Raw genomic sequence first — 12,356 nt, 5'->3', positions numbered from 1 at the left:
CCCTCAAGATGAGACTTCTCATCATTTAGAGTAAGATCCCTCAGAGACGATGAGGTTGATAGGTTCGAGGTGGAAGCGTGGTGACACGTGTAGCTGACGAATACTAATAGATCGAGGACTTAACTATTAATTTTATGTTGTCTTGTTGTACTTCTTATCTAGTTTTGAAGGTACTACCTTCAATAAACTTGATTTAGTGACAATAGCGAAGAGGTCACACCTGTTCCCATGCCGAACACAGTAGTTAAGCTCTTCAGCGCCCATGGTAGTTGGGGCTTTGCCCCTGCGAGAGTAGGACGTCGCTAAGCAACTGTAAAACATCTATTGCAATTATGTGATAGATGTTTTTTGTGTCTTATCATTTGATAACTATAGATTAGCTAAGGCAAGGAAGTTCGACTAAGGTCGCCACGTCGTGTGGCAACGTCGAACTGACCTACATCCTGTAGGCCCCCAGCCGAACGAACACAGTAGTTAAGCTCTTCAGCGCCCATGGTAGTTGGGGCTTTGCCCCTGCGAGAGTAGGACGTCGCTAAGCAAAATCTTAAACATCTATTACAATTTGTAGTAGGTGTTTTTTGTTGTTTCTAATTATATTAAAGGAAGAATTGAGCTTGGATAGGGAGATTGGTAGTACATTTGTGGAAATTAGCTCATACTTCATAGGTTTGTTCAATAAGTGTTCGATTGTAATTTTATACGTTATTTCTACATAAGCTAGGTTAGATGAGTATTCAAAGGAGGAGTATTTATGGGAGGAAAAGTTATACATTACTTCGCAGATGGGAATACAGCGAAAGGTTTTTATGATCTGTTTGAGTCTAACTTACAGGGATTAGAAAGGATTTATACATTAAAAGGTGGTCCTGGAAATGGAAAGTCTAACATAATAAAAAAACTAGCAGAAGTGTGGGGGAATAAGGGCTATAATATAGAACTAATTCATTGTTCTTCTGATAATGATGCATTAGATGGGCTCATTATACAAGATTTAAAGTGTGCAGTAATTGATGGAACACCTCCGCACGTATTAGAACCAAAAGCTCCTGGTGCAATTGAGCAATATGTCAATTTAGGAATTGCTTGGGATATCTCTTTATTAAGTGCCAAGCGAGAAATTATATTGGATTACCAAAAGCAGAAAGAAGAAGCGTTTGAAGCTGCATATAATTCTTTTCAGAATGGACTTCGAATTCACGATGATTTAGAGGCAATCTATATCAATAATATGGATTTTGAAAAAGCTAATGAAGTAACCAATGAATTAATGGATAAAATTTTTATTGGTAAGCAAAGTGAGTCTGATAATGCGATAACACGTGATCGTTTCTTTGGTGCTTCTACTCCGGAGGGAGTTGTTGATTATATTTCTAATATCACCGAAGGGGTACCTAAGCGATTTTTTATCAAAGGGCGTGCAGGAACGGGGAAATCTACTCTTTTGAAAAAAATAGCAGCAACTGCCACAGAGAGGAGTTTCGATGTGGAGTTATATCATTGTGGCTTCGATCCTGAAAGCATTGATATGGTTATTATACGTGAACTAGGTGTTTGTGTATTCGACAGTACAGATCCTCATGAATACTTTCCAAATAAACATGGTGATGAGATTATTGATTTATATGAGAAAACGGTTGCTCCAGGTACAGATGAAGCCTATGAAACTGAAATAAATGATCTTACAAAACGATATAAACAACGGATGAAAGAAGGTATTTCATACTTACAGGAAGCAAAAAGTGTGCATGATCAATTGAAAAAGATATACATTGATGCTACTGATTATTCTGTGGTTGATGCCATTTATGACGACATTAATATGTCTATTGAGAAACGTGAGGGATAAATTAAAATGTAAGATCCAATGGTTTGTTCTTATAATATATTTATAGCAAAAGAGTGCGTTAGTGAGATCACCTTTGTCGGATATGTAATGTAGATGTTATTTATGTCATTCATAATTAATTTTCTTATCAATATATTTTATATATGGGTGAAGACACTAAGTGTTTAATCACTTTTATCCTTTAACTTTAAAAATGGAGGAATTCACATGAAGTGTAATAATTGTAATGGTGACGGTTTCTTCAAATGTAAAACTTGCTCAGGAGAAGGAATTGATTATGGGGTTCATCAGTGTGATTCATGTTCAGGAACAGGTGAATTCACTTGTAAATCATGTGGAGGGAAGGGAAAGATTAAATTACTGAAGAAGTTAAAGTCGAATTAGTTTATTTTACTTCAAAGGTAACCTTGTTAAAAATTATGCATGGAGCTAAATTCAAAGAATCTTTTTGGATATAGTTCCATTTTTTTAGTTTTGTCTAGATAATGTGTGGTAAAATAGAACTATAAATATTGCATTGAAAAGGCAAACTTACTGAAAAGTAAGGGCGCAAAGTTACAGACCTAAGGGAATGACCTATGGTGGCTGTGCTGCCAAAGGGATAACTATAACTTGTCTTTTAAAGGTTATTTCCATTTGGAAATAACCTTTTGTGTTTATTTATATTGATATAAAGGTGGCGAACTAGCATGTGGTCAACAAAACGTAGCGCGATCGTTTCTATTTTTGTAATATCTATTTTATTTTATAGCTGTCTTTTGCTATTTAAAAATAATGAACTGATACGTTCGCTAATTGTTTTTATTCGACCGCTTGGTGCAGGAACGCTCAGTTTTTTCTGGCTATATAAAGCATACCGACTAAAAAATGATAAACAAAGGTATTTTTGGCTACTTCTAAGTATTGGTGTCTTATTTTATATTAGTTCAAACACTCTTTGGATGCTATCGTTTTTGGTGCAAGGTTTAACTATATATTCAGATTTATCGTTTTTATTGTGGATAATGACTTATATAATCTTTTTGATTGCTCTAATTTATAAAATAAAAGTTATTAACACATCAATTTCTACAAGCAGATATATTTTCACAATTTTTGTCTTTATGACATTTGTTGTTTCGATAGTAACTCATTATTTTGTAAACCCAATTTTAATTGCTTCGGGTAACTCACTAGTTGTTACTACAAGTATTCTGATTTACACCATTGCCAGTTTAAGTATTTTGTTCGTTATTATCAATTTATATTATCTATCACTATTTAGTAAAGATAAAGAAGTAATGGTATTTATTGTTAGTGGATTCTTACTTCAGGTTATTGCCGATATGTATCATTCTTATTTAAATTCTTATGGCGAATATCAACAAGGTAGTTTTGTAGATTTTATCTGGCTAACTGCTTTATTAATGATAGGTGTAGCGGGTAAGTTTGCACAAACAAATTCCGTAGAATTAGACTGGAAAATCATTAACTACTTTCAGAATAAGGAGTCGATTTTTCCGTATCTAACAGTAATTACTTTAATGATATTAGTACCCTATAGCTATGATTGGGATTTCAACGCACTTAGTACCGGATTAAGCATTATCTTTTTGATGATTATTATTCGACAATTAATTGTTATGAAAAAAAATAAAAAGCTAGTAAGTGAATATCGATATTTGGCTTACCATGATTCTTTAACAGGTTTAAAAAATCGTACCGCATTCATCGAAGATTTGGCAGAAATAATGAACAAAGCAAAAAAGTCAGATCGTTCAGTCGCCTTATTATTAATGGACCTTGATCGATTTAAAAATGTAAATGATACACTTGGTCATCATATTGGTGACCTTGTACTTAGGGAATCAGCCGCAAAATTAAAACGTACATTACATGAGGAAGCAGTAATATATAGGATTGGTGGAGATGAGTTTGTAATTGTTTTACCTAATATATCTAAATCTGATTGTGTTACTACAGCAGACATTGTACTAGATATATTTAGACAACCTTTCTCTATTGAATTTCATGAAATTTCAATTACACCAAGTATCGGTATTAGCCTCTATCCAACGGATGGGTTGGATAGTCAAGAATTGCTAAAGTATGCTGATTCAGCAATGTATGTAGCAAAAGAAAAAGGGAATAGATATCATTTTTTTGATGCAGCATTAAATGCATATATTACACGTAGGATGATAATTGAAGTCGAGTTAAAAAAAGCTATAGATAGAAATGAACTGGTACTTTTTTATCAACCTAAAATAAAGTTAAGTACGGGTGAAATGGTCGGTATGGAGGCATTGTTAAGATGGGATCATCCAAAGCTAGGCTCGATATCTCCAACCGAATTTATTCCAGTGGCTGAGGAGACAGGACAGATAACAGCTATTGGGGAATGGGTCTTACGGACGGCATGTCATCAAAATAAAGTCTGGCAGGATCAGGGTTTCCAAAGCTTAAGTGTTTCCGTCAATGTATCTGCTAGACAATTTGAACAAGGTGATTTTATTAAAATTGTAGAAAAGGCATTATATGATTCAGGACTTAATCCAAAATTTTTAGAATTAGAAATAACAGAAAGTATCATGCAAAATACATGCGAATCAATTCAAGCTTTAAAAGAAGTACGTGAGCTTGGCGTAAAAACATCTATTGACGATTTTGGTACAGGTTATTCATCGTTGCATGTCCTAAAGGAATTACCAATTGATACAATCAAAATTGACAAATCCTTTATTGACGATATTGAAAATAAAACGAACCTTTCTATTATCAAAACAATAATTGATATAGGTTTAAATTTAAATTTGGATATTATAGCGGAAGGAATAGAAATGCAAGAGCAGTTCAATACATTAGATAGACTTAATTGTGGATATGGACAAGGTTACCTGTTTTCTAGACCAGTTCCAGCTAATGAGTTTCAAAAAAAAATAAGTGATGAAATGATTGCTAAGAAAAATTATCTCATTAAATAACTGTACAATTGTACGGTTATTTTTTTGATATATGTAACTTTAATTAGTAACAACACTCCATTTCTAAATAAACTGTACTAAGTACCCTTTCACAATCAGAGAAGTCGTATATATATATAGTGTAAGAAAACTTAAAGAAAGGAGGAACAGCATTGGTAGATGGTGATTTTCAAAACAGACTAAATGAAATATCAAGTAACTTAATCAACATGCATGTCTCTGATTTATTTAATAAGATTAATAAGTCTAATAGCAACAATCGTCTTAGAGAACTATCGGTAGATGAGAAGAAACAGATCCAAGAATCTGTTGAGGGGCTCAAATCACAAACAGAAGCCTTTTTAGCTGACCAACAAAATAGTACTAATAATATGCAACTACAGACAGAGGAACTAATCAAAAAATTACAACAAATTCAAAGTAATAAAACTAACTCATAGTCCCAAATATTAAGTGAAAGGAGGGATGATAAATGGGTAGAGGTAATGCCATGAATGCAAGAAATGTGAGTCAATATGCTGATCAAATTTCAGAAATAGAGCAAAAATCAAGGGAAGCAATATTTATTTTAAACTCTTCAGATGTTACGGTGGATACTACTGATACGCAAATAGCAGTTTCATTACAAGCTGCTTTACAAGTAGCAATTGTCATTGTCGTTAATATTTCAGTAGCTAGTAGTACACGAGCAAAAGAGATAACAGAAGAACTACTAGGATATTCTAGAATTGATCAATCTAACAGACAGCTTATTGTAATTGATGGGAGTGAATCTGTTAGTGTAACAACAACTGACACAGATGTTGCAGCATCTATTCAGGTTCTACTTCAAATTTTGGTGTCACTTGTTGCACAGTTAGATATACTTTAATAAAAGAAATCCCCTTCCAGTTATGAATATAGTTTTCTGTTAGCTCCAATGCTACTGCTCCACATATTTTGTGGGCAGTAGTATTTTATGCTTTATGTAATTTAATTGTGCTAGTTTTAATTGATCTGATTGACAGTAATTTACCAAATGTTTAAACTTATTTTAATCAAGCAACACAACTGCAACTAATTAAATTAAGGATATGACTAAAGACCATCTAGGAGGGAATTTTGTGAGATTTAAAGAAAAAGATAAAATTATCTTAATAGGTGATAGCATTACTGATGCAGGAAGAAGGAGGGATCCGGATCAAATTGGTGAAGGGTATTTTCAATTGCTGCGTGACTATTATGTTACTACATATCCAAAAATGAAACTGAATTTCATAAACAAAGGAACTGATGGTAATAGAGTATGTGATTTACAGGATAGATGGACAGAAGATATCATTGATCAGCAACCAGATTGGATTTCTATTTCTATTGGAATTAATGATGTATGGAGACGACTAGACAATCCTGATATCGAGCAAATATATCCTGAAGATTTTTTAAGTATTTACACAGAACTTTTAATAAGAGTAAAAGAAGAAACAAATGCCCAAATTATACTAATGGAGCCAACGATCATTGAAGAGAACATTGAATCAAAGGGCAACCAATTACTTGTTCCCTATGTAAATATTGTTCAGGATTTAGCAAAACAATTTGATACAGTGCTTGTTCCTACCCATCAAGTATTTAGAAAATTCTTAGAAGTGAATCCGGGTTATTCTGTTACAACAGATGGTGTACATATGACTTCAACAGGAAATATGTTACTAATGAAAACATGGATTAAAGCAATAAATAGTTAGAAGTTTAAAAGAGATTACCTTAAAAGTACTTTAAGATAATCTCTTTCAATTTTTAACTACCTTGTAGTATTTCACGTGTTTTATCTAGTATCTCTTCATCTTTTAAACGAAACTTAAATTCTACTCTTCGTGAAGCTTCTGGACTATAATTTCCATTTTCATCAGTACGGCCATCTGAAAATGACTTTCCATTTACAGTTAATTTTTCTTGTAAATGATTTTGAATATTTTTATAGGGAAAATCATCACCAAGAATATATGCAGCTACACTATAAGCCCGCTCTTGTGAAAGTTCTAAGTTGTATAAATAACTATCAGTTCGATCAGCATGGCCTTCAATAATAATTTCCGATACATAATCTTCGTAGCCACTTTGTAATAGGACATCAAGGTATTTAGGAACAAATTCATCTAAAAAATGAAATGAATCCTCTTTTAATTCTGATCCATCATATTCAAATAGAATTTCTGTGTTGAAGATAATTGCTCCTGTCTTTTCATCAACATCAATACCTAAAGTGGGATCTTTAAATTGTTCATTTAAATCTTTGACAAGGTTTGCGCGAACACCCATAATTTGATCAATCGTTTGTTTCATCTCCTCAATTTGAATAGATTTGATTACCATCATTGAAATAAAAATTAACACAAAACAAAGTAAAATAGATGTTAATAAATCTGTGAAAGAAGGCCAAAAATGGTGTTCTTCCTGCTCATTCTTAAATAGTCTTTGATATTTATTAATCATTTTGACTCAAACCCGTGTAATTATTTGATTTAACTACTTCTTGACTAAAGCCACGTAATTGTTGATTTAGTTTTTGTATTTCTTCGAGAAGCTCATTGAATGTTTGTTGTGTATGACGACTACTACTTTGTAACATTTCCTCATTAATATTTCGTATTTCTTTAAACTCTTTTTTCATCCCTTGATTTGTTATTTCCATATAATCATTAAAGTTTCGGATAACTTTATCTAGTTTTTCTCCAAGTGTTCCTTCCAATGTTGTGACATATTTGGAAAGTGTATCTTTTAAAATACCGACATTTGCTTCGACTTGGTTTTCACGTTGGGTAAATGCACCATTCATTTGTGAAATCGTTGTATTGATATCATTAAGAAGCTGCTTATTTTGAATACCAACTTGTTCATAAGTTTTTGTAGCCTCTAGCATCTGTTTTTCAAAGTTTGATGAATCAATTGAGTGAGCTTTCAAATGATTATTAAAATCCCTGTTGAACTGTTTAAGCTCATCAAAACGATCAGATAGTAGAACTTTATATTCTGCCTGTGTATCATTAATAGTTTTAAGCGCACCAGGTAAATGTACAAATGATTCTTCTAGTTTATCAAACTGCTTTGAAAGTTCACTTAAATAGCTTGTTATCCCTATTAGCTTTGAACTTAGATCATTTCCAAAAACTTGTTTAAACTCCTTGTTCTGTTCCTTCATTTGGTCTACTAAATGATGACTTTCTTTATTGCTTTTCTCAATTGAATTCACTACTGTTTGCTGTCCTTGAACAATAGACGAAGTGAATGTTTTTAAATCAGTAGATGTATTTTCAAAATGATTTAATGTGTCAATTTGAGCTGACAAAGCTTCATCTATTCGTTTATATGCATTCTCAAATGTTATTGCCATCCGTTCATTTCTTTCATCTGTTTTTTTGAAATAGGAAAAAAGTTGATCGAAATTTTTATTGAGTTTTTTAGTAGCATCCCCAAATCCATTTGTTACTTTAGTCATATTTGTAAATAAAACTTGAAAGTCTTGAAGATTAGTAGATAATCCATCATTAAACTTAGCTAAATCTTCAGCAGATTGCTGTAATCCAGTTGTATAGTCTTGAAAGCCTGAAAAATGATCCACAATGCTTTGTAAAGATTGCTGATTTGTTTCCTGAAGTTGCAGAATAGAAGTATTAATTGCTTCAGACACATTAATAAGTCGACTAAAGCTGTTATGTTCATTTTCAGCTAAATTAGATTCTACTTTTAACATAATATCAGTAAAAATATATTCTGTATTAGCAACCTTAATTAGCATTGTCATGAACAATGAGAAACCCATTCCTACAATACTTGTGTAAAATGCAACATCAATTCCCGCTAACACACTAGCAACGTCTTCTACTAATTGATCTCCACTAGAATCGATACTGCCTAAGGACATTGTTAGACCAATAAATGTTCCTAATATGCCAATTAATATAAATACAGAGACAGTCATTTGTATTATCTTAATTAGATTAACAACTGGTAAGTTATACATACGCCAACTTGAAAATTGTTTTTGAACAAAAGTTTCCACTTTGACAGATTCATCTTTTTGTTTTTGGTCAAAAGTTTCTTTAAACGACCGAAGTGGTTCAATGTCCATTCGATTTGTTTCTTGGATATAATTACGTATTTTTTTTAGTTTTAAAAATAAAGATATGTGAACGAGCGAAGTAACAATAAATAAAGTAAATAAAATCATGAATATCATTTCAATCATCGGATTTGATAAAATGGCCTCTGCTTTTTGTTCACTTGTAAATAGTTGTAGAATGGTTTCTATCATTGAATTTCCTCCTACTGAAAATATGGTGCATATTGAATAGGTAACATACGGCTCTTTTATTACTATTCAAAGCTTGACCAAATCATGTGTTTACAGAGTAAAGTTTAATTATTTTAATGTTTCTAAGAGAAAGGTTGTAGTAAAATAGACATATTCATATATTGGGGGGATTCTTATTTTTGATTTATCGATTTTACAATGGGTAATAGTAGGGATTTGTGCAATTTTTATAGGATTCACAAAAACAGGTATACCAAGTCTAGGTGTTTTAGTTGTAACTATATTTATGTTTATTTTCCCCGCAAAAGAATCTGTGGGCATTTTACTACCACTTTTAATTGTTGGTGATATTTTTTCGGTTATATATTACAGGAGAAATGTAGTGTGGAGACACTTAGTGTCACTAATTGCTTGGGTATTAATTGGAATTCTTATGGGGTACTTTATATTGGATTTCGTAAACAGCGATCAGTTAAAACCAATCATTGGTTTCCTTGTATTGGTATTAATAATCCTTCATGTGAGCAAGGAGAAGTTTGGTGAAAAATTTAACAAAGCACTACCAAAAGCAACTTGGTTCACTGGTCTAATGGGGATTTCAGCCGGTTTTGCAACGATGATAGGTAATGCAGCTGGTGGTGTGATGGCAATTTACTTGCTAGTGAAAGGCTTGCCAAAAAAAGAGTTTGTCGGAACAAGTGCATGGTTTTTCCTAACAGTGAATCTAATTAAAGTTCCGTTTTATGTTCAATTAGATTTAATCACGATAGAGTCAATTACTTTTAATGCAAAATTTATTTTGCTGGTCATTATAGGTGGAGTGGTTGGAGTCAAATTACTTCCAATTATCCCACAACGAACCTTTCAAATTCTAATTTTAGCTTTTACGTTTTTAGGGGCATTGCGCTTAATAATTCCTTGAACAATCGGAGTATTCGACATATACATATTTATAAATAATAAGGGAAATACTGGTCAAACACTTAGTTAATTCTAAGTGTTTTTTGTTTATGCTCTTTTCATAAACATTCAGACTTGATATAAAATGCGCAGTAACTTTAATTCTTTCTTTATAAAATAAGCGGTATTCCCACGCTTCCGAAAAACACTCGCTTTCAGTGGGGAACGATTCAGCCTCCTCGTAAGCAACAATCTTTTAGAAAAAAGTGTCTGTTTATGAATATACATAATTTCAAAAAAAATCCACACTCTAAACAGATAGATTTAATGGAAAGGTGTGCGAATTATATGGAAGCAAGTTGGACTTCAATTATTCCTTTTTTAATCGTTATTCCTGTTGCGATGTATACAAGCCAAGTACTACCAGGTTTAATACTTGGCTTATTAGTTGGTTCTTATCTTATCTCTCCCACTATCATAGGTGGAATGCAGGAAATGTTGACTTATATTGTTCAAGCACTAATTGACAAAAATAATATAAAAATTATTGTCTTCCTGTATGTATTCTCTGGTCTGATTGGCATGATTAAAATGACTGGTGGAATTAAAGGTTTTGTAGAAAAATCTGCAGAAAAAATAACCACAAAAAAGCAAGCTTTATTTCTAACATATGTATCAACAATTGGAACATTTAGTGCACCAACTTTTCGCTTCGTAACGATTGCGCCAATTATGAAGGCTATATTAAAAAAGGTGAAAATGTCAACAAAAGAGCTAGGATTTGTAATTGAAACAACAGCGACACCGATTATTGTTTTAATACCAGTAGCTACAGCATTTGTTGGATATATGGTATCCGTTATTCAAATATCAACGGAAACAATTGGTTATGAAGCAGATCCTTATACTCTTTTTATTCAGAGTATTCCATTTAACTTTTTTGCAATTGTTATTATTTTACTTGGAATTTATTTAAGTTTCTTTCATCATTCTCATACTGATGCACCAATGGAAATGGATGACGAAAAAGAAGATGACTGGCACGAATGTCATCCAGCTGTTCATAAAGATTTACCTAGTAAACGATGGAATCTGTTAATTCCTATCGTTTTAGTTATTTTTCTTACATTGTTTTTAACATGGTGGGATGGCTGGAATAAAGGACATACATTTTTTGAAGCATTCATCCATGCAGATGTATTAGAAGCAATGGTAATCGCATTGCTAATTACTGTTTTACTATCTATAATCTTTTATTCTTTACAACGATTTGAGTTAAGTAAATTAATCAATAGTTTTATTGTTGGTGGAAATGACATCATGTCTGTTATTGTTTTATTGTCAATTGTTTGGGGATTGTCATCTGTGACCAGTGATTTAGGCTTCTCAGAATTTATAACCTCGTACACCGACTGGATACCACAAATGTTTATTGCACCACTTATGTTTGTATTTGGTGCAATTATTTCTTATTTTATAGGTTCTGCTTGGGGGACATGGGGGATTTTAATGCCTTTAGGTGTATCTATTGCATTTTCAGCAGATGTTTCACTTCCCTTAATAATTGGCGCTGTTTTTGCGAGTGGTTCCTTTGGTGCTTTTGCCTCTCCACTAAGTGATGATACGAATACATTAGCAAATATTCTTGATTTAACAGTAATGGACTATGCAAGATTTAAACTTAAACCTGCCTTAATTGCAGCGGGAATTACTACTGTTCTTTACACGGGGGTAACTTTTATATTTTAAACCTGGATGAAAAAATAGCAGGCCATCAATAGATGACCTGCATTATCATATTTTATCATCGAACAGCTAGCAGTTCATGTGTGGAGAAGATGGTACAAGCTGCATAAACTCTATCCTATTTCCATCTGGATCTTTTGCCCAACATTGAAAGTTGTTATCCTTACCCTGAGTTGGCTCAACATCAAGTGTGATCCCTTTTGATTTTAATACATTTGCAATTTCGTCAATATCATTTACTTCAAGACAAAGATGATCTACGCCAATCGGGTCAGTAACTGCTTCTGGTTTGTTTTGGCCCCCATAAAATAACTCAATAAATTGCCCTGGAGCTATTTTAATATACTCAATCCATGGATTGTTGTTATCGTCTCGAATTTCAAATGCTTTTTTAAATCCAAGAATTTCACAATAAAAATGAATTGATTTTTCCATATCTTGTACTTTTAATGCCACGTGCCCAATTCCTTTAATCATAATATCTCCTCCATGTAATTTAATGTAAGCGTTTATATTTATTGTACATAATTACTCAACATGATGGAAGTAGTATTATTTATCTGTGAATTTAATGGAGCTGATCGTATTATAATCAACTCCATTTATA

General features: G+C 32.5%; 10 protein-coding genes, 2 rRNA genes and 1 riboswitch. Of the genes, 9 read left to right on the top strand and 3 right to left on the bottom strand.

Going from position 1 to position 12,356, the window contains the following annotated elements:
• The 7 genes from D2K40_RS12030 to D2K40_RS12000 form a co-directional block, all read left to right on the top strand.
• Window positions 1–127: ribosomal RNA gene (locus D2K40_RS12030) — 23S ribosomal RNA — on the top strand; the annotation flags it as partial.
• A gap of 65 nt (window positions 128–192) precedes the next feature.
• Window positions 193–308, top strand: a 5S ribosomal RNA gene (gene rrf, locus D2K40_RS12025).
• A gap of 443 nt (window positions 309–751) precedes the next feature.
• Window positions 752–1,846 carry a PRK06851 family protein gene (locus D2K40_RS12020; protein ID WP_117156292.1) on the top strand — a complete coding sequence of 365 codons (1,095 nt, stop codon included), beginning with the start codon at window positions 752–754 and terminating at the stop codon, window positions 1,844–1,846.
• Between the two features lie 514 nt (window positions 1,847–2,360).
• Window positions 2,361–2,444, top strand: a riboswitch (cyclic di-GMP riboswitch).
• A gap of 91 nt (window positions 2,445–2,535) precedes the next feature.
• Entirely contained in the window at window positions 2,536–4,809 is a 2,274-nt protein-coding gene (locus tag D2K40_RS12015) for an EAL domain-containing protein (RefSeq protein ID WP_117156290.1), read from the top strand.
• A gap of 152 nt (window positions 4,810–4,961) precedes the next feature.
• Window positions 4,962–5,249: a hypothetical protein gene (locus D2K40_RS12010; protein ID WP_117156288.1), complete on the top strand. Its 288-nt coding sequence runs from the start codon at window positions 4,962–4,964 to the stop codon at window positions 5,247–5,249.
• Window positions 5,250–5,281: 32 nt separating this feature from the next.
• Complete coding sequence (locus D2K40_RS12005) at window positions 5,282–5,680, top strand: spore coat protein (protein ID WP_229666772.1); 399 nt, start codon at window positions 5,282–5,284, stop codon at window positions 5,678–5,680.
• Between the two features lie 232 nt (window positions 5,681–5,912).
• Complete coding sequence (locus tag D2K40_RS12000) at window positions 5,913–6,536, top strand: SGNH/GDSL hydrolase family protein (RefSeq protein ID WP_117156286.1); 624 nt, start codon at window positions 5,913–5,915, stop codon at window positions 6,534–6,536.
• Window positions 6,537–6,588: 52 nt separating this feature from the next.
• Here the strand turns inward: D2K40_RS12000 and D2K40_RS11995 are convergent, their stop codons facing one another.
• Together D2K40_RS11995 and D2K40_RS11990 are read right to left on the bottom strand one after the other, a co-directional pair.
• Complete coding sequence (locus tag D2K40_RS11995) at window positions 6,589–7,284, bottom strand: OmpA family protein (RefSeq protein WP_117156284.1); 696 nt, start codon at window positions 7,282–7,284, stop codon at window positions 6,589–6,591.
• Window positions 7,277–9,103, bottom strand: a complete 1,827-nt coding sequence (locus D2K40_RS11990) for a MotA/TolQ/ExbB proton channel family protein (protein ID WP_117156282.1) — start codon at window positions 9,101–9,103, stop codon at window positions 7,277–7,279. The genes D2K40_RS11995 and D2K40_RS11990 overlap by 8 nt, the downstream gene beginning before the upstream one ends.
• A gap of 160 nt (window positions 9,104–9,263) precedes the next feature.
• Here D2K40_RS11990 and D2K40_RS11985 point away from each other — a divergent pair, with 160 nt between their 5' ends.
• Entirely contained in the window at window positions 9,264–10,025 is a 762-nt protein-coding gene (locus D2K40_RS11985; RefSeq protein WP_338045039.1) for a sulfite exporter TauE/SafE family protein, read from the top strand.
• Window positions 10,026–10,351: 326 nt separating this feature from the next.
• A complete protein-coding gene (locus D2K40_RS11980) occupies window positions 10,352–11,752 on the top strand; it encodes a Na+/H+ antiporter NhaC family protein (protein WP_117156278.1) in 1,401 nt (466 codons plus the stop codon).
• 66 nt (window positions 11,753–11,818) lie between these two features.
• On the opposite strand, the gene D2K40_RS11975 is transcribed toward D2K40_RS11980, so the two are convergent.
• The gene (locus D2K40_RS11975; RefSeq protein ID WP_117156276.1) at window positions 11,819–12,226 is read right to left on the bottom strand and encodes a VOC family protein; all 408 of its coding nucleotides are present in this window, start codon (window positions 12,224–12,226) and stop codon (window positions 11,819–11,821) included.
• Window positions 12,227–12,356 lie beyond the last annotated feature (130 nt).

It is taken from the genome of Paraliobacillus quinghaiensis, from assembly GCF_003426025.1.
Classification (GTDB): domain Bacteria; phylum Bacillota; class Bacilli; order Bacillales; family Amphibacillaceae; genus Paraliobacillus_A; species Paraliobacillus_A quinghaiensis.
Note: the sequence above shows the minus strand (reverse complement) of the source record. Positions and strands in the feature narration are given on the sequence as shown.